The organism is Actinomycetospora sp. (genome assembly GCF_036497245.1).
Classification (GTDB): domain Bacteria; phylum Actinomycetota; class Actinomycetes; order Mycobacteriales; family Pseudonocardiaceae; genus Actinomycetospora.
Map to the genome: position 1 here is coordinate 1 of NZ_DASXJS010000058.1, position 17,429 is coordinate 17,429.

The window sequence follows — 17,429 nt, forward strand, 5'->3', positions numbered from 1 at the left end:
GTTCGAGGGCTGCCCGCCCGAGACCTGCGGGTAGACCGCTGGAGCCCGTCGGCGACGACGGGCCGAGATGGATGGTCGCCACCCGCGGACCCGCAAGGGTCCGCGGGGACAGGATCCGGCTTACAGGCCGACTCCTCCGCCTCACCCACTCTGACCTGGACCGATCCTGCCCGGGACCGTCGTCGGGGCACACCTGGGGCTCGGCTGCCCTGAGCGTCCTGTGTGGCTCGTGTAACGGCCGAGCCCGCTCCCGCGAACGGATGAGCAACCCAAAGAGATCCTTCGGGGGGACCAATGAGCGAGCAGCTCGACATGCCGGCCGGCGCTACGTCGACGCCCAAGAAGACCGACTCGCCAGCGGCGGTTGAGCCTTCGCAAGTTCCACAGCAGCGCGTTCCGCAGCGCGCGCCCGAGGCCCCGCCTTCGGTGAGCACCCCCGAGCCGCAGAACGTGCAGGCGCAGGTTTTGCCTGCGCCCGCTTCCGGACGTCGACTCTCACCCCCAGTCCTACGGAGCACGTCGCCGACGTCGTGCGGGCAGTGTCCAGTGACACGGCGACCTTCAAGCATGCCGATGACGACACGATCGCCACCTCCATCTCGAAGGTCTGCACATCAGGAGCGTTGTTTGGCATCCGTCCAGGTCCGATGATCTGGGCGAAGGTTGCCAGGGGGACCGGGACACATCCCGAGTCCGTCTCGCGCGAGGAGTTCGTCAACGCCGTCGACGACTTCTGCGCGTCCGAGCGCTGACCGGAGATCATCAGGCTCTGCCCCGCTCCTTTCCTTGCGATCAGTAGTGGGGCCGAGCACCTGGTCGACCGCCTCGCGGGTCCGATCATCAGAGTCCGGCCATCGGTGCGAGTAGGTGTCCAGCGTCTCGGCCGCCGTTGCGTGTTCCAGCCGGGTCTGGACTGTCTTCACGGATTCGCCGTGCCGGATCAGCAGCGACGCGAAGTAGTGCCGGAGATCATGGAACCCGGTGCCATGCGGAGCGCCGACCCCGGCCACCAGCGGACGCCAGACGAGCAGGGAGAACGCAGTCCGCCGCAGTGCGCGGCCATCGTCGTCGGTGAAGACAAGCCCATCGGGGTGAGTGATCGGGAACTGCCGAACGTGCTCGGCCGGCTCCTCGACGACGACGCGGGGCAGCGGAATCGTCCGGTGCGATGCCGAGGTCTTCGGCGGCGCGAGGAACGCCGGCTGCGAAGGCACCAGCACGAGCTGCCGATCCACGCGGAGGGTCCGGCGCAGGAAGTCGATCCGATCGATGGTGAGCCCGAAGCACTCGCCCTGCCGCATCCCTGTCCCGGCGCCGAGGACCACGAGGGCGCGATACCGCCCGGCGACCTTGTCGATCAGCGCCTCGACGACCTTGGCCCCAGCGGCACGACCTCGCGCGGAAGCTTTCGGGGTAGCCGGGTCCCGTCGCGGGCCGATGTCCCCGCCTTGCGCGCAACGGGCTCAGCGCTGGCTGGCGAGCAGCATTGCGGCGTCCTGCGGGGCCCAGAACCATGCGGGCGGTGCTGGCGTGCCAGGTCGCCTTGCCGGTCGCGGTGAGGATGCTGTCGTCCATGTCGTCGCGGTCTTCGTGGGAGAAGACGCCGACGTCGATCCGGAAGGCCCGTGGCACCCCCGTGCCGTCAATGGCGGCCCCGTTCGTCCCGCCGCTGGACGCTGGTCAGTGCATGAATGCTGCGTATGCGATGCCGCCGACGAGCACCATCCATGCAGAGACAGCGATCCAGAAGGTGACCCACATCAGGGGGCGTCCGGCGTTGGAGTAGTAGACGCCGTTGAAGTCTTTGGTAGCTCGCAGAGAGCGGGCCGCAGAGAGGGCGGCGGGGTCCTCGACGGGGACGGGATTGAGGACGTACTCGATCGCGACGGGCTCGGTCGTGGCGGGTCCGACGAGGATGGGTGTGAGGACGGGCTCGATCGCGGTGGGGCCGACGACGAGGACTGGCTCCGTCGTGGCGGTGACGGTGGGTTCGCTGGGTTGGTCGATGGTGGTCATGGAAGGAGTCCCCCCGGGAGTTTGGTCACTGTTAGTGAGGTCTCGCGGGGCGCGGTCTGGTCGTTACGCGACCATTTGGGTGATTGGCCCGCGCGTGGCCAGGCTGTTACGAACCCGTGGCCAGCCACCTGAACGCTCGCTTCCCGAGCCATGACCGTTCCTCTGTACAGAACGACCGAGGACCGACGGCCCGGACCGCGTGATCGGCGTTTCCTGGTCTCACCGCGGAGAGCGACTCCGCGGGCGACTGGAGGAACCGAGAAATGGCGATCAAGTGGCGGTGAAGATCGCGGCCGAGGTCCAGCCGGTCCCGCCGGAGTCGCTGCCCGGTTCGCCGTTCCGGCCGGTGGAGTTCGAGGGCCTCACCCCGTACCTGGACTCGAACAGCCCGCGGCCGCGGGTGGCGTGGCGTGGCGTTCGCGCGAGCGGGATGCACGCACCCGCCCAGGGCCGCCGCCACGCCCCGTCCTCGGGGTCGAAGTCACTGAAGCGGTGGCCTGATGCGCGGGCTGTCGGTGCGCCTGAGCCCGATCGGTCGGGCCGAGGTGATCACCCCGGCGGATCAGACTCCGATCCTCGACGTCGTCGAGAACGCCCGCATGGGAGATCAGCGACGACGAGATGGAAGCCGCCCGCTCGCTGCTCGCCGCCCTGACGGTGTTGTCGTCGCGTGCGAGCTGTAGACCCTCCCCATGGTTGCGGTGGCCCCGCGTGCCTCGGGGGTCATGTCGGAGGGTGCGGCATGAGCGCCGCCGACCCGGCGACCCGGCCGGCCCGCAGCGTGCGGCGCATGACGCGGGAGAGGCTTCGGATGCTGGTGCGTGAGCTGGTCTTCGACGGCGGCGCTGTCCCGGCCTGGCACGAGCACGCGGCCTGCTCGGGGATGGACGAGACGTTGTTCTTCCCGCCCATCGAGTGCGGGCCGCTCGGTGAGGAGCGGGTCGAGCCGGCCAAGGCCGTCTGCGCCGGGTGCCCGGTGCGGGCGGCGTGCCTGACCGAGGCGATGACTCGCGACTGCTCTTCGACGAGGGCCCGTACCGCGCCGACGGGTATCGAACGCCCCGCCACCGTCGGCGCCCGCATCCGGCGCTCCGCGCTGGTCGCCATCGTGCGCCTCATCGCGCTCGTCAACTGGGCCGCGGGCATGGCCGTGTGGTTCGTGGCCGACGTCCCCATCCTCGGCACCGCCTTCGCAGTGGTCGTCGTGCTGTGGAACGTCGAGAGCCGCACGGCTGCTCGAGCACGCCGACAGGCCCCGACCGCTCGGTGGCGCGAGGGGTCAGGCGACCGCGCTCACGGACGGCCGCGGCGCGGCGGTGTCCGGGACGGCTCGGGGCAGGGCCAGGGAGGCCCCGCGGACGAGTGTCGCCGCGAAGACGATGCTCAGGATCGTCGCGGCGCCGACGACCAGCGGTCCGGTGCCCTCCAGGTGGAGCGCGACGACGACCGGTGCGCCGGCTCCGAGGTTGGCCATGAAGAACGTGCAGGGGAACAGGACGAACAGCCCCAGGAGGCCGGCTGTGCCGGCGGACCGTTCACGCAGGACCGCCGCCGCGACGGTGAAGCAGATGACCTGTGCGGCCTCGAGGACACCGATGACGAGCGGGTAGTCGAAGACCCGGAACACGTGCGGGCCCCAGTACTCGTACGCGCCGCCGTTGATCCCGATCATCTCGAACACGCAGGACATCGCGAACTCCACACCGGCGAGCCCGAAGAGTGCTCGCGGGGTCATCCGCCCCATCCGGATACGCCGCGTCCCGACCATCGCCGCGCTGGCGTACAACACGACATACCCGCTGTGCGTCCAGATCGGCTGGGGGACGTCGAAGGCGGTGAAGTGCGTGTACATGCCGGGCGTGGAGTAGAAGTACAGCATCATCGCCGCGTCGTAGAGCGGTTCGGCGAAGGCCCCGATGCCCGCGGCCAGGACGAGCAGGGCATAGAAGGGCGTCCGCTCCTTGACGCCCCACATCACGGCGACCCCGAGCGCGACGACGGTGAGGATCCAGCTGCCCCAGGTGAGGACGTCCTGCATCACCAGATTGAGGGGATGCTCGATCGGTGGTGCTGACACGGGGACGCTCCTCGGAGTCGGTCTCGACACTGCGCCCGGGGAAAGTACCGAGCGCGAGCGGTGAGGCCTTCCTCTCGACGGAGGGCATTGTCTGATCTCGACGGGGGCAATTCCGGGCGGTTGCGCACCCCGAATCCCCTCACCCCGCCCCGAGCACCCAGGAGCGGGACGGCCTAGCCGTCGTCGTCCTTCTGCGGCTGCTGCGCGGGCGCCGGTGCCTGCGGCCGGGTCTGCCCGGGAGCGGCCGGCTGGACCTGGCCGGGCATCGGCGCCGGGACGACCTGGCTGGTTCCCGGAGCGCTGGGTGCCTTGTCGTCATCGTCCGCATCGGCCTTGTGGCCGGCTCCGGTGAGGACGAGCACGAGGCCCGCGATGGCGGCCAAGGTCGCGACGACGGGTCCGATGCGTTCCTTCGTCAACACCGCGACAGGGCCCCCTCTGGCGTGGTCCGACCGTGTGCGCCACCCGGCGACGCGGATCTCGAGGGTGATCGAACCCCGGGGTCTCGTCAAGGCGTCCCGGGCGGGCTCCGGGGTCCGGGGAGCCGGCCGCGAGGGGCGGGTCAGGCCGCCACGAGGCCGTGCGGGTCGATGACGAACTTCTCGGCGACCCCGGAGTCGAACTGCGCGTAGCCCTGCGGTGCCTCGTCGATCGAGATCGTCGTGGCGTTGACGGCCTTCGCGATCTGGACCCTGTCGCGCAGGATCGCGTTCATCAGCTTCCGGTGGTAGCGCATCACCGGGCACTGACCCGTCGTGAACGAGTGCGACTTGGCCCAGCCCAGCCCGATGCGGATCGAGAGGCTGCCCTCCTGCGCGGCGGCGTCGACGCCACCCGGGTCGCCGGTCACGTACAGGCCCGGGATGCCGAGCTGACCGGCCGCCCGCGTGATCTCCATGATCGAGTTCAGGACCGTGGCCGGCGCCTCGCCCGCGTCCTTGCCGTGCCCGCGGGCCTCGAAACCCACGGCGTCGACGGCGGCGTCGACCACCGGCTCGCCGACGATCTGCTCGATCTTCTCGGGCAGCGTGCCGCCCCCGCTCAGGTCCACGGTCTCGCAGCCGAAGGTGCGCGCGTGCGCGAGTCGGTCGGCGTTCATGTCTCCGACGATGACAGCGGACGCCCCGAGTAGGTGCGCCGACGCCGCGGCGGCCAGCCCGACGGGGCCGGCGCCGGCGACGTAGACGGTGGAGCCGGTACTCACCCCGGCCGAGACGCAGCCGTGGTACCCGGTCGGGAAGATGTCCGACAGCATCGTCAGGTCGAGGATCTTCTCCATGGCCTGGTCACGGTCGGGGAAGGGCAGCAGGTTCCAGTCCGCGTACGGCACCATCACGTACTCGGCCTGTCCGCCCTGCCAGCCGCCCATGTCGACGTACCCGTACGCCGACCCGGGCCGGTCCGGGTTGACGTTGAGACAGACCCCGGTGTGCCCCTCCTTGCACATCCGGCATCGCCCGCAGGCGATGTTGAACGGGACCGAGCACAGGTCCCCCTGCTTGATGAACTCGACGTCGCGACCCACCTCGATCACCTCGCCGGTGATCTCGTGGCCGAGGATCAGGCCGGGCGGCGCCGTGGTCCGGCCGCGGACCATGTGCTGGTCCGATCCGCAGATGTTGGTGGAGACGCAGCGCAGGATCACCCCGTGCGGGCACTGGCGCCCGACGTTCGCGGGGTTCACCCCGGGTCCGTCCTTCAGCTCCAGTCCCGGGTACTCGATGTCCTGGACCTCGACCTTCATGGGTGCGATGTAGGCGACGGCCTTCATGGGCGCTCCTCGATGGCGGCATGCGCCGAGAGCCCGTCGCCCCCGACGTCGTCCTCATCGTCACCCGCGATGTGGCCTGGGTCACTCCCGCACCCGGCCCAGTGCGGGGGCCCGGGAGCCGGAGGCCCCCGACGCCCGTCTCCGTGGCGCGGATGCTGACGGCCGAGCGCCGCGCCCCGGAGGGCGTCAGTGGCCTGACGGCCGGATGTTCGGGTTCAGGTGGAACACGTTGGCCGGGTCGTACTTGGCCTTGATGGCCGCCAGGCGGTCGTACTTCGCCGGGCCGTAGGCGGCGCGGACGCGGTCCTCCTCGAAGTCGACCATGAAGTTGACGTAGCTCCCGGCGCTGCCGGCGTACGGGCGGAGGGCCTCCCAGAACGAGCGGACCCACTCCCGGTCCGCGGCGAGGGCCTCGGCGTCGGGGGCGACCGCCGCGATGTTGAACACCCACCTCGTGGACCGGCTCCCACCGAAGGCGGTGGCCTGGTCGGCGACGTCCCCGAAGGCCCCGCCCACCGGGAAGATCGGGGTGAACGACATCGGCGAGGTCTTCCGGGGGAACTGCTCGACGACGACGTCGATGGCCGCGTCGGTGAACTCGTCGAGGTAGAGCGCCTTCTCGTAGCCGAAGATCCCCCAGGGGGTGCTCTCGTCGAGCATCTGCTGCAGCGCGGTGTAGGGCATCGGGGTGATGAAGTCGACCGCGGGCGGGAGCACCGCGCGGATCGGGGCCACGGCGGCCGCGTGCTCCTCGGCGGAGTCGAAGCCGACGATCAGGAACGCCACCCCCGGACTGAAGTGGTATTGCTCGGGCACGAACGGTGCCGGCGGGGCGTTCAGGCACGCGACGAGACTGCCGGCGCCCCGCGGCAGGCCGTCGACGGCGTCGCGGATCGCGCGCAGCGCCTCGCGGGCCGAGTCCAGGGGCCAGAAGAAGAAGCCCAGGTGCACCTCGGGGCCGATCGGGGCGAGCGCGAACTCGAAGGTCGTGACGACCCCGAAGTTGCCGCCGCCACCACGCAGGGCCCAGAACAGGTCCGGGTGCTCGGTCGGCGAGGCCCGCAGACAGTGTCCGTCCGCGGTCACGACCTCGGCCGCGACGAGGTTGTCGCAGGTGAGCCCGAGCCGGCTGGTCAGCCAGCCGAAGCCGCCGCCGAGGGTCAGGCCGCCGACGCCGGTGTGGCTGATCGTGCCCCCGGTCACCGCGAGGCCGTGCTCCTGGGTGGCCGCGTCGAGGTCGGCGAGCGTCGCCCCGCCGCCGCAGCGGGCCCGGCGGGCGCCGACATCCACGGTCACCTCGTCGAGTGCGCTCAGGTCGATCATCAGGCCGTCCACGCACACGGCGGCTCCCCCGAAGTTGTGCCCGCCGCCCCGCACCGAGATCTCGAGACCCTCGTCGCGGGCGAAGGTGATCGCCGCGCCGACGTCGCCGGGCGACAGACATCGGGCGATGAGCGCGGGTCGTTTGTCGATCTCGCCGTTCCACACCGACCGGGCCGTGTCGTACTCGAGGTCACCCGGACCGAGCACCGGACCCGACATCCGGGCCCGCAGACCCTCGACGCCTCCGCTCACCGTGGCAGTCATCGCCTACCGTCCTCTCCGTCGAGAGGTGCGTGCGTCCCGTGCGCCCGCACCTGGCAGCGGATGCACCGGGCGGGCTCCCCGTGACGGGGCCATCACCACGTGGAATCGTCGGACGAATGCGCGCGATCAATGACGTGTGATGCTCGGCGATGAATCGAGCTGCGCGGTCCGACGCTACTACGGTCCGTGATGTCGGGAATAGAATAACTTCGTGCCCAGATCTCCTCACCGTGCGTGACGCCATTCGTGCGGTTGGAATTCATCGGATCTGTTACTCCCCGACGTCGGAAAGAGACGTTGCGCGACGTGATGAGCAGGTTTCCGTTCCGTGCTCAATCGCCCGGGGGTGACGAACCGAGAAGTCGGCCCACGAGCTCCCGACGGCTGCGGACCCCCACCTTGTCGAAGATCGACTTGAGGTGGTCCTGAAGGGTGTGGCGGGAGATGTGCAGGGTGCTCGCGATGGTCGTGGTGGCCGTCCCCCGCAGGACGAGCCGCGCGACCTCGACCTCGCGGGGCGTGAGGCCGTGGGCGGCGAGCAGCAGCTGCGCGATCGTGTGCCCGCCCGCCCGCTCGAGCACCACCGCGATCCGGCCGTCGGGCGGCTCCTGCAACCGGGAGGCGTGGACGTCGAGCCAGTGTCCGTCCGCGGTGCGGGCCCGGGTGCTCGGGACCCGCGGTGCGGAGGTCCCGCCACGCTCCAGGCTCATCAGCGCGGTGGCCACCGCGTGGACGGGCACGGGGAGTGGCCCGGTCGCCCGTGGCCCGTCGGTGATCAGCGAGATCAGCGCCTCGGCCTCGGGGGTCATCGCGACCACCGCCAGGTCCTCGTCGGCGAGGACCACGACGCCGGGCCGGGGTCCCGTGGCGGCGCCGCCCGGCCCGTGGAGCAGGACCGCCTGACGGAGGCCGTGGGCGATGTGCGGCCCGAGACGGGCGATCAGGTCGCCGTCGTCCCGCGCGAACCCCAGCTCGTGGTCCTCGCGGTGCAGGCACAGGTAGCCCCAGCAGTGCGCGTCGACCACCAGCGCCGCACGCAGTTCGTCGCCCAGGCCGAGCGGCCCCATGATGTCGCGGTAGCGCCCGCTGGCCGCCCGCTCGTGGCGGGTCGCGTCGTCGAGTGACGCCACGTGTCGCGACGACGTGGCGAGCGCGGCGAACTTGTTGACGTCGACGGCGCCGAACTCGTTCTCGACGAACCGGGCCTGGGCGTCGCGGAGCGGTTCCTCGGCATGCGCCCCCGTGAACAACAATGTGTCCGGATCGGCGGTGGCGAAGAACGCCGCGTCGATCGACATCACCCGCCGCAATGTCGCGAGCACTTCGTGCTGCAGGCCGGGGACGTCCAGGCCCTGATGGCAGGCCCGGACGATCTCGTGCTCGACCTGGGCCGGGCTGGCTCGCTGCGGCATGGGGCCAGTGTCCGGTCCGGTGTGCTTCCCGCGGAACCCCAATATTGTGGGATGGCCACGGTCGCGGTCCGGCGTTCACGATTCCCGGCATGACCACTGATCAGATCGACCGCAACAAGAAGATCGTCGATGCCTTCATCCAGGAATTGTTCACCACGGGTGATCTGGGCGCCGTCGACCGCTACCTGGCCCCGGAGTTCGTCGACCACGACCCGCCCGTCCCCGGCGCGCCGAACGGGGCCGAGGGGATGCGGCGCGCGGCGGCGATGTTCCGCGCGGCGCTCCCCGACTGGCACAGCGTCCCGGACCAGATGGTGGCCCAGGACGACGTCGTCGTGGAGCGGTTCGTCGCCCGGGGCACTCATCGCGGCGAGCTCATGGGCGTCGCCCCGACGGGAAAGGTGCTCGTCCTGGCCGGGATCAACGTGTTCCGGCTGGAGGGCGAACGGATCGTCGAACGGTGGGGACGGCTGGACGAGCTCGGTCTGCTCCGCCAGCTCGGCGTCCTCCCGCCGACCTGACGATGGGGTCCCGTCGGAGCCGCAGGGGGCGCCGTGCCCGAGATCGCACCCGTCGCCCGCTCCCGGGCGACAGAACTCCTGGGGCTGGCCGCGCTGGTCTTCTCCGTCCTCTACTTCGTGTCCGACGTCTGGGAGACCGTCCAGGGCGGGTTCTCCGCGCCCCAGCTCTGGCTCACCCTGGTCGCCGAGGCCGCGATCCCCGTCGTGGTGGTTGGTCTGTACCTCGCGCAGCGTCCCTCGATCGCGCGGCATGCCGCGATCGCCGCGGGGGCGTACGCGTACGCCTACCTCTTCTGATCGCGGGGGTCTGGTTCGGCTACGCGGTCGTGCGGGCCGAGGTCCTCCCGCGCTGGACCGGGGTCGCCCTCGCGCGCGGCGTCGTCGCGGTCGCGGCGTCGCAGGGCGCACCGGAGGGCGAGCAGCTCGTGGCCGCCGCCCTCCGGGACCTCGGCATCGCCGGCATGGGCGCCGGACTGCTCGTCGGCGCCCGCGGGCCCCGCTTCGTCCCCCGGGCGCCCTGAGCGCGGCGGTTCACCGCTCGATGAGCGTCATCTGCTCCTCGGAGTGGTGCCCGCCTGCGGCGGGGGTGAGCCCGTCCAGGCGGGCCAGCTGGTCGGTGGTCAGCAGCACCGCGTCCGCGCCGACGTTCTCCTCGAGCCGCGAGACCCGCTTCGTCCCCGGAATCGGGGCGAGGTCGGAGCCCTTCGAGAGCACCCAGGCCAGCGCCACCTGGGCGGGCGTCACCCCCGCCTCGTCGGCGATCGTGCGCACCTCGTCGGCCGCGGCGAGGTTGCGCCGGAAGTTCTCCTCGGCGAAGCGGGGGTTGCTGCGGCGCATGTCGTTCTCGTCGAGGTCGTCGATCGAGCGCACCTGCCCGGTCAGGAACCCGCGACCGAGCGGGGAGTAGGGCACGAGGCCGATCCCGAGCTCGCGCAGCAGCGGGAGGATCTCGTCCTGCTCCCGGGTCCACAGCGAGTACTCGGACTGCAACGCGGTGATCGGATGGGTCGCGTGCGCCCGGCGGATCGTGTCCGCCCATGCCTCCGAGAGCCCGATGTGGCGGACCTTGCCCGCCTCGACGAGCTCCGCGACCGCCCCGACCGTCTCCTCGATGGGCGTCCCCGGGTCCACGCGGTGCTGGTAGTAGAGATCGACGTGGTCGACGCCGAGGCGGCGCAGCGATCCGTCGACGGCGGCGCGGATGCTCGCCGGGCTCGAGTCCGCACCCTCGCGGCCGGTGTGCGAGATCAGCCCGAACTTCGTCGCCAGCACGACCTCGTCACGCCTGCCCTCGATCGCCTTCCCGACGAGCTCCTCGTTCACGTAGGGCCCGTATACCTCGGCGGTGTCGACGAGGGTGACGCCGAGGTCGAGCGCCCGGCGGACGGTGCGGATCGACTCGGCGTCGTCGGTGCCCGAGCCGGTGTACGCGGCGGACATCCCCATCGCCCCCAGGCCGATGCGGCCCACCTCGAGCGTGCCCAGCGTCGCGGTCTTCACGTGGTCGTCCTTCCCGTGGTCGGTGTGTCCACGGGGAGACTTCCCGCTCAGCCGGCGATCACCCCGCCTGCGCGCGGAACATCGGCAGCGAGCCCGTGGCGCCGCTGCGCCAGCACTGCACGCGGACACCGTGCTCGGCGAGGACACGCCCGGCGACCGTGCGCGCGTCGGCCTCCGCGGTGTGGGCGTCGACGCCGTGGGCGAGCAGCCCGGTCGACCAGAAGCGGTCGTTGCCGCTCCAGGCGAGCAGGCTCCAGCCGGAGTTGTAGCCGGTCACCGGGTGGGCGGGGTCGTTGAAGACGAGCAGGTAGAGAGCGCCCGGCCCGGACGGGACGAGACTGCCGGGGCGGCCCGGGTGCACGGTCGAGGTGGCGACGACGATGTCGGCGAACGCAGTCATGGCGAGACCCTTTCGGTCACAGGAACGTCCTGGCCCCGGTCTCGAGCCGCTGCACCCCCTGGCTTGCCGACCGCGGGCCGCCCGGAAACGTCAGTCCGTGACGTCTCGCCCGGCGGTCCGCACCACGTGAGTCGGCGCAGCTCCACGACGATCGATCGTGCGCCGCGATGGATGGCGCCACAACATCGGCCGACCGTGATCGCCCGACTTAGGGTTCCCTCACCCGGTGGCCGCGCCTAAGGTCGGGAGCGCACGACGCGGTGCTCAGGGTCCGCCCGCCCACCAGGAGGTGCCGGTGTCCGAGACGACGTCCTCGGCCGCGATCCCGTTCCACCAGGCCGTCCGGCGGTCGACGTTGGAGGCCCACCAGCGGGCCAACCACTCGCCGTTCATGGACGCGCTGTTCGACGGGCGGCTCGCGGTGGCCGACTACGCCCGGCTGGTCGAGCAGTACTCGTTCGTCTACGGCGCGCTCGAATCGGTGAGCGACGCGCTCGCCGAGCACCCGGTCGCCGGGCCGTTCCTCATCGACACCCTGCGGCGCTCCTCCCGGATCGCCGCGGACCTCGAGTTCTTCGGAGTGACCGACCCCGAGCCGCTGCCGTCCACCGCGCGTTACGCCGAACGCATCCGCGAGGTCGGGGACTGGCCCGCCGGGTTCGTGGCGCACCACTACACGCGCTACCTCGGCGACGTCGCCGGCGGCCAGGCGGTCGCGGCGCTGCTGCCCCGGCGCTACGGCGTGACCGGCGGCGGCACCGCCTTCTACGACTTCTCCGGTCTCGGCCCGGTGCCGCGCTTCCGCGAGCACTACCGCGCGCTGCTCGACGCGGCGCCGTGGGACTCCGACGAGCGCGCCCGCGTCGTCGAGGAGGTCCGGACGGCATACGACCTCAACATCGCGATGTTCCACGACCTCTGGGCGCGGGCCGAGCCGGCCGCGGCGTGAGCGAGGTGCCGCCGCACCCGCCCGTGCCGGCAATGGCCCATTGCTGTCATCAGGCGAGTGGACGGCGCCATCCACCCATCCGTCGGTCGGTCAGGCCGCCGGGGCCCTGAGGGGCTCCAGGGCCAGGTCCGCGGCCTCGTGGCCGACCCGCAGCGCCTCGGCCAGCAGGCGGAGATCGGTCGAGGTGCGGGAGACCGCGGGTGCGTCGTCCGGCGGGCGCACCTGCAGCACCTTCCCGGCCGCCCCGAGCTCGGCGAGCAGCGCCTCGGTGGCCCGGGCGCGCTCGACCCGGTCCACCCACGCGTCCACCACTCCCGGCGCGTGACGGCGCAGCCAGCGGCGCACGACCGCGTCGACGACGCCTGGCGGCTCGGCCGCGACGTGGGCCCCGGCGTGCGTGCGCAGCACGACGAGGTGGGTGGCGCCCTGGGCCAGGGCGGTGTGCACGGCGACGGGCTCGGTCAGTCCGCCGTCGACCCACCGCCGGTCCCCGAAGGCCACCGGCGGCCCGGCGAGCACCGGCAGGGTGGAGCTCGCCCGCAGCGCGCGCCGCAGCGCGGGCGGCCCGTCGAGCAGCGGCGCGAGGTCGGTCGAGGCTCCGGTCGCCGCGTCGGTGGCCATCGGGTGGTAGGTCACCGGGCTCGCAAGGATCGTCGCGAAGGGCATCGGCACCTCGCGGACGTAGACGTGCTCGACCAGGTGCTCGAGGTCGACCACGCGGCCACCGCGCAGCACCCGGCGCGGGTCGATCGTCCCGCGCATCACCGAGCGGTCGGTCCACGGCGCCATCGCCTCGCGCGCCTTCCCGGCGACCAGCCAGGCCGCGTTGAGCGAGCCGGCCGACACCCCGTAGACGTCGTCGAGCAGTGGGGTCAGGCCGTGGTCCTCGACGGCGGCCGCCATGCCGGCCGAGAACGTCGCGCGGCTCCCGCCGCCCTCGACGACGAGGGCGACCCGGCAGCGGTCCTCCCTGCCGTGGTCGCGGCGCCGGGCGAGGACGTCCAGCACGGTCACCGCGGGTCCTTCCGGCGCCCGACGACGACGGTCGCGTCGGCCTCGTCGTCGTGCTCGGCCGTCGCGGACAGGCCCGCGGCGGCGACCGCCTCCCGCGCGGCGTCGGCCTGGTGCGCGGCGCACTCCAGCAGCACGGCGCCCCCGGGCGCGAGCCAGCCGGGCGCCACGGCGGCGATCCGGCGCAGCACCCCGAGCCCGTCGTCCCCACCGTCGAGGGCGACGCGGGGCTCGTGCTCGCGGGCCTCCGGGGGCATGGTCGCGAGGCCCGCGGTCGGGACGTAGGGCGGCGAGGCCAGCATGAGGTCCACCCGCCCGCGCAGGTCGCCGGGCAGGGCCGCGTCGAGGTCGCCGTGGTGGACCTGGGCGCCCGGCGGCACGGTGCGCCGGGCGCACGCGACCGCGGCGGCGTCGACGTCGGCCGCGTGCAGGTCGACCCGCTCCACCTCGGCGGCCACCGCCGCGCCGAGCGCGCCCGAGCCGCAGCACAGGTCGACGACGACGGCGCCGGGCCGGCCGAGCGCGACGGCCCGGTCGACGAGCAGGCCGCTGCGCTGCCGCGGGACGAAGACCCCGGCGACGACGGCGACCCGCCTGCCCCGGAACTCCGCCCAGCCCAGGACGTGCTCGAGCGGCTCGCCCGCCACCCGGCGCGCGGTCATGGACTCGCACGCGGCCGGGTCGGTGGACTCGGCCAGCAGCAGGGCGGCCTCCTCCTCGGCGAACACGCAGCCCGCGGCGCGCAGCCGGGCTGTCAGGGCCGCCTCCTCCACACCGCCCAGGTTAGCGATCAGTCCTCGTCACGGAACGGTGAGCACGATCTTGCCCTGGAGGTGTCCGTGGCCCGCCCGGTCGTGCGCCTTCGCGGCGTCGACCAGCGGGAACGTGCTGTCCACGGCGACACGGACCGTGCCGGCGTCGAGCAGGCGCCCGAGCTCGGCGAGCTGGGCGCCGTTGGAGCGCACCTGGGTTCCCGAGGTCGTGACGCCGAGCTCGGCCACTTCGGCGGGGTCGTACTCGGCCAGGTACACCGGGAAGAGCGCCCCGCCGCGCCGCAGCGTGCGCAGGAGGCGCCTGCTCTCGGGGCCGCCGACGGTGTCGAGGACCAGGTCGAGGTCGTGGGCGACCTCCTCCGGACGGGTCCGCGTGTAGTCGATGAACTCGTCGGCACCGAGGTCGCGCAGGAAGGACTCGTGCCGGCCCGAGGCGACCGCGGTGACGTGGGCGCCGCGCCACGTCGCGAGCTGGAGCGCGAGGTGGCCCACGCCGCCCCCGGCACCGTTGACGAGCACCGTCGAGTGCTCGTCCAGGGCCACCGGGCGGTGCTGTGCCGCCTGGAAGGGCGGGGGGTGGTCGTGTCCGAGCGCGATGAGGAACTGCCAGGCGGTGAGCCCGGCCATGGGTGCCCCGGCGGCGTGCACGTGGTCGAGGTGGGCCGGCTTGGGGGCGAGGTCCGCGGCGGGCGCGGCGACGTACTCGGCGTAGGCGCCGCCCTCGAGACCGGGGAAGCGCAGCATGCCGAAGACCTCGTCGCCGACGGCGAATCCCTCGACGTCGGGCGCGACCGCCGCCACGACGCCGGAGACGTCCGTCCCCGGGATCAGGGGAAGGCGCGGGGGCGGCATCACCTCGGGCGGGACGTCGGGCATCCCCTCGCGCACGTACCAGTCGGGGGGATTGACCCCGACCGCGTGCACGCGGAGCAGCACCTCGCCCGGCCCCGGCTCGGGGACCGGTACCTCGTCGGGACGCAGCACCTCCGGGCCGCCGAACTCGTGCAGCCGGATCGCGGTCATCGTGTCGCTCGGCATCGCTTCCTCGTTCCCGGCGCCCGTGGGCTACCGTAGATGGAGCAGTGCTCCGACTATAACCGGGGCAGTGCTCCGAATGTCAAGGTGGAGGTGGGATGCGGGCGGACGCGCGGAAGAACTACGACCATCTGCTCGTCGTCGCGCGCGCCGTCCTGACCGAGCAGGGTGCCGACGCGTCGCTGCGCGACATCGCCCGCAGGGCGGGCGTCGGGCTCGGCACGCTGTACCGGCACTTCCCCACCCGGGAGGCGTTGCTCGAGACCCTGCTCCGCGAGAGCTTCGACGCGCTGGCGGTGCAGGCGGCCGAGCTCGAGGCGTCGAGCCCGCCACGCGAGGCGCTCGTCTCGTGGCTGCGCGACTGCGTCGCCTTCGCCCACGCGTACCGGGGCGTGACGGAGCTGATGGTGGCCGCGATCGAGGATCCGGAGTCCGCTCTCCACGGTTCGTGCGTCTCGATGCGTGCGGCGGGGACGCGGCTGCTCGCCCGGGCGCAGGACGACGGCGCGGCGCGGCCGGACGTCGACGGCACCGATCTGTTCGCGCTGGTCGCGGCGCTCGCGTGGCTCGGTGACCAGCCCGGGCTCGCGCCCCGCGCCGCCCACCTCTTCGACGTCGTCACCGGTGCTGTCCTGACCGGCTGAGCACGCGTGTTGCCCGCGCCGGCGGCGTCGGTGTGGTCGGCGGCGGTCGGCAGGTCGGGTCGTGACGACGGAGGTGCCCCGGTGCGACCGACGCGGGGCGCACACAAACGCGGCGACGAGCCGTCGCCACTGGGGGACCGACGCGCGCCGAACACAACACCCGCACGGCCACCGAACTCGGGAGGGGCAGCGTGCGGGGCCACACGTCAGGCCCGGTCCGGGCACTTCCGTCCGTGGCGGCCCATGTGTGTGCGGGACGCGTCGGTCGTGCCAGCAGGGTGTCCGGTGCCGGGCGGAGTGTGTGCGTCGCGCGTCGGTCGCACCACCGCGGTGCCCGCCGTCGGCGGGTGGGAGGGGGCGGCGCTGTCGGCGGTGCTCCTCGCAGTGGCGTGCTGCTGGTCCCCGGCACCCGGGAGGCGCTCCGGTGTGTTTCGGTGATCCCGAGGACGCACCGCGCGAGGGTCGGAGGCCGACGATGCAGTACGGCGACTATCAGCTGGAGATCTACGGGGCCGGTCTGAAGGGCGTGCTGCCCCGCTGGCCGGTCGACTTCGCCGGGCTCGAGGCCGCGGCCGCCGCGAGCCTGCCCGACTGGATCCTGAACTACGTCGCGGGCGGCGCCGGGGACGAGCGCACCCAACGCGGCAACGCCGAGGCGTTCGGGTGGTGGGGGATCGTCCCGCGGATGATGAACGGGGCCTACGAGCGGGACCTCACGACGTCGATCTGCGGCATCGATCTCCCGACGCCGCTGTTCTGCTGCCCGATCGGCGTCATCGGGCTGTGCTCGCAGGACTTCCACGGTGATCTCGCGGTCGCACGGGCCTGCGCCCGGACCGGGGTGCCGATGGTGATGTCCACGCTCTCCCAGGACCCCCTCGAGGACGTCGCGGCTGCCCTCGGCGACACCCCGGGCTTCTTCCAGCTCTACACGCCGCGCGATCGCGACGTGGCGGTCTCGTTGATCCAGCGGGCGGAGAAGTCGGGCTTCCGGGGCCTCGTCGTCACCCTGGACACCTGGGTGACCGGCTGGCGCCCGCGTGACCTCAACACGGCGAACTTCCCGCAGCTGCGGGGCCACTGCCTGGCGAACTACTTCTCGGACCCGGCGTTCCGCTCGTTGCTCGACGCCCCGCCGGAGGAGGACCTGCGCGGCGCCGTCGGGATGTGGGCGAGCCAGTTCGGCAACAGCGTGTCATGGGACGACCTGGCCTGGATGCGCGAAGCCACGGACATGCCGATCCTGCTCAAGGGGATCAGCCACCCCGACGACGCCCGGCGTGCCGTCGATCTCGGGATGGACGGGTTGTACTGCTCCAACCACGGGGGACGGCAGGCCAACGGCGGGCTGCCCGCGCTGGAGACGCTGCCCGACGTCGTCGCGGCCGCCGGCGACGTGCCGGTGCTCTTCGACTCCGGGGTGCGCTCGGGGGCCGACGTCGCGAAGGCGCTGGCGCTCGGGGCCTCCGCGGTGGGGATCGGCCGGCCCTACGCGTACGCGCTGGCGATCGGCGGCGAGGACGGGGTGGTGCACCACCAGCGTTCGGTGCTCGCCGAGACTGACCTGATCATGGCGGTGGACGGCTATCCGACGCTGGCCGACCTGCGGGCCGAGGGCACGATCCGCCGCCTGCCTCAGCAGGTGCGCTGAGGACGGTCACCCTGCCCGCGAGGGGCACACCACACAGGTCCTCGATGCTCCGGACCTGCGTGGTGTGCTGCTGATCAAGGAG

18 protein-coding genes and 1 pseudogene are annotated in these 17,429 nt (G+C 72.5%); 7 read left to right on the plus strand and 12 right to left on the minus strand.

The window, feature by feature from the left end; genetic code table 11:
* Window positions 1-614: 614 nt before the first annotated feature.
* Both VGI02_RS06265 and VGI02_RS06270 read right to left on the minus strand, forming a co-directional pair.
* Entirely contained in the window at window positions 615-1,439 is an 825-nt protein-coding gene (locus VGI02_RS06265) for a site-specific integrase (RefSeq protein ID WP_331626461.1), read from the minus strand.
* A gap of 241 nt (window positions 1,440-1,680) precedes the next feature.
* Window positions 1,681-2,016: a hypothetical protein gene (locus tag VGI02_RS06270; protein WP_331626418.1), complete on the minus strand. Its 336-nt coding sequence runs from the start codon at window positions 2,014-2,016 to the stop codon at window positions 1,681-1,683.
* A gap of 883 nt (window positions 2,017-2,899) precedes the next feature.
* Between VGI02_RS06270 and VGI02_RS06275 the strand changes: the two are divergent.
* A pseudogene (locus VGI02_RS06275) lies at window positions 2,900-2,971 on the plus strand (hypothetical protein); the annotation flags it as partial.
* Window positions 2,972-3,295: 324 nt separating this feature from the next.
* On the opposite strand, the gene VGI02_RS06280 reads toward VGI02_RS06275, so the two are convergent.
* From VGI02_RS06280 to VGI02_RS06300, 5 genes are all read right to left on the minus strand, one after another.
* Complete coding sequence (locus tag VGI02_RS06280) at window positions 3,296-4,093, minus strand: hypothetical protein (RefSeq protein ID WP_331626465.1); 798 nt, start codon at window positions 4,091-4,093, stop codon at window positions 3,296-3,298.
* A 173-nt stretch (window positions 4,094-4,266) separates the two neighbouring features.
* Window positions 4,267-4,515: a hypothetical protein gene (locus VGI02_RS06285; RefSeq protein WP_331626419.1), complete on the minus strand. Its 249-nt coding sequence runs from the start codon at window positions 4,513-4,515 to the stop codon at window positions 4,267-4,269.
* A gap of 140 nt (window positions 4,516-4,655) precedes the next feature.
* Window positions 4,656-5,864: a formaldehyde dehydrogenase, glutathione-independent gene (gene fdhA, locus VGI02_RS06290; protein WP_331626420.1), complete on the minus strand. Its 1,209-nt coding sequence runs from the start codon at window positions 5,862-5,864 to the stop codon at window positions 4,656-4,658.
* A gap of 186 nt (window positions 5,865-6,050) precedes the next feature.
* Window positions 6,051-7,451 carry an FAD-binding oxidoreductase gene (locus VGI02_RS06295; protein ID WP_331626421.1) on the minus strand — a complete coding sequence of 467 codons (1,401 nt, stop codon included), beginning with the start codon at window positions 7,449-7,451 and terminating at the stop codon, window positions 6,051-6,053.
* Between the two features lie 332 nt (window positions 7,452-7,783).
* A complete protein-coding gene (locus tag VGI02_RS06300) occupies window positions 7,784-8,863 on the minus strand; it encodes a helix-turn-helix transcriptional regulator (protein WP_331626422.1) in 1,080 nt (359 codons plus the stop codon).
* 89 nt (window positions 8,864-8,952) lie between these two features.
* On the opposite strand from VGI02_RS06300, the gene VGI02_RS06305 reads away from it, so the two are divergent.
* The 3 genes from VGI02_RS06305 to VGI02_RS06315 are packed head-to-tail and all read left to right on the plus strand — an operon-like array spanning window position 8,953 to window position 9,905.
* Window positions 8,953-9,384 (plus strand): ester cyclase, encoded by a 432-nt coding sequence (locus VGI02_RS06305; RefSeq protein WP_331626423.1) that lies wholly within the window; start codon window positions 8,953-8,955, stop codon window positions 9,382-9,384.
* 33 nt (window positions 9,385-9,417) lie between these two features.
* On the plus strand, window positions 9,418-9,681 hold the full coding sequence (locus tag VGI02_RS06310) for a hypothetical protein (RefSeq protein WP_331626424.1): 264 nt from the start codon (window positions 9,418-9,420) through the stop codon (window positions 9,679-9,681).
* A 29-nt stretch (window positions 9,682-9,710) separates the two neighbouring features.
* Complete coding sequence (locus VGI02_RS06315; RefSeq protein ID WP_331626425.1) at window positions 9,711-9,905, plus strand: hypothetical protein; 195 nt, start codon at window positions 9,711-9,713, stop codon at window positions 9,903-9,905.
* 10 nt (window positions 9,906-9,915) lie between these two features.
* Here the strand turns inward: VGI02_RS06315 and VGI02_RS06320 are convergent, their stop codons facing one another.
* Window positions 9,916-10,884: an aldo/keto reductase gene (locus VGI02_RS06320; RefSeq protein WP_331626426.1), complete on the minus strand. Its 969-nt coding sequence runs from the start codon at window positions 10,882-10,884 to the stop codon at window positions 9,916-9,918.
* Window positions 10,885-10,942: 58 nt separating this feature from the next.
* A complete protein-coding gene (locus tag VGI02_RS06325; protein ID WP_331626427.1) occupies window positions 10,943-11,284 on the minus strand; it encodes a hypothetical protein in 342 nt (113 codons plus the stop codon).
* A 295-nt stretch (window positions 11,285-11,579) separates the two neighbouring features.
* On the opposite strand from VGI02_RS06325, the gene VGI02_RS06330 reads away from it, so the two are divergent.
* Window positions 11,580-12,233, plus strand: a complete 654-nt coding sequence (locus VGI02_RS06330) for a biliverdin-producing heme oxygenase (RefSeq protein WP_331626428.1) — start codon at window positions 11,580-11,582, stop codon at window positions 12,231-12,233.
* A gap of 90 nt (window positions 12,234-12,323) precedes the next feature.
* Here VGI02_RS06330 and VGI02_RS06335 read toward each other — a convergent pair whose 3' ends face one another.
* Genes VGI02_RS06335 through VGI02_RS06345 form a run of 3 tightly spaced genes read right to left on the minus strand, consistent with a single transcriptional unit; the run spans window position 12,324 to window position 15,055 of the window.
* Complete coding sequence (locus VGI02_RS06335; protein WP_331626429.1) at window positions 12,324-13,247, minus strand: patatin-like phospholipase family protein; 924 nt, start codon at window positions 13,245-13,247, stop codon at window positions 12,324-12,326.
* A complete protein-coding gene (locus VGI02_RS06340; RefSeq protein ID WP_331626430.1) occupies window positions 13,244-14,017 on the minus strand; it encodes a putative protein N(5)-glutamine methyltransferase in 774 nt (257 codons plus the stop codon). The genes VGI02_RS06335 and VGI02_RS06340 overlap by 4 nt, the downstream gene beginning before the upstream one ends.
* 27 nt (window positions 14,018-14,044) lie before the next feature.
* On the minus strand, window positions 14,045-15,055 hold the full coding sequence (locus VGI02_RS06345) for an NADP-dependent oxidoreductase (RefSeq protein WP_331626431.1): 1,011 nt from the start codon (window positions 15,053-15,055) through the stop codon (window positions 14,045-14,047).
* A gap of 95 nt (window positions 15,056-15,150) precedes the next feature.
* Here VGI02_RS06345 and VGI02_RS06350 point away from each other — a divergent pair, with 95 nt between their 5' ends.
* Window positions 15,151-15,696 carry a TetR/AcrR family transcriptional regulator gene (locus tag VGI02_RS06350; RefSeq protein WP_331626432.1) on the plus strand — a complete coding sequence of 182 codons (546 nt, stop codon included), beginning with the start codon at window positions 15,151-15,153 and terminating at the stop codon, window positions 15,694-15,696.
* A gap of 475 nt (window positions 15,697-16,171) precedes the next feature.
* Window positions 16,172-17,347, plus strand: a complete 1,176-nt coding sequence (locus tag VGI02_RS06355; RefSeq protein WP_331626433.1) for an alpha-hydroxy-acid oxidizing protein — start codon at window positions 16,172-16,174, stop codon at window positions 17,345-17,347.
* Window positions 17,348-17,429: the final 82 nt, after the last annotated feature.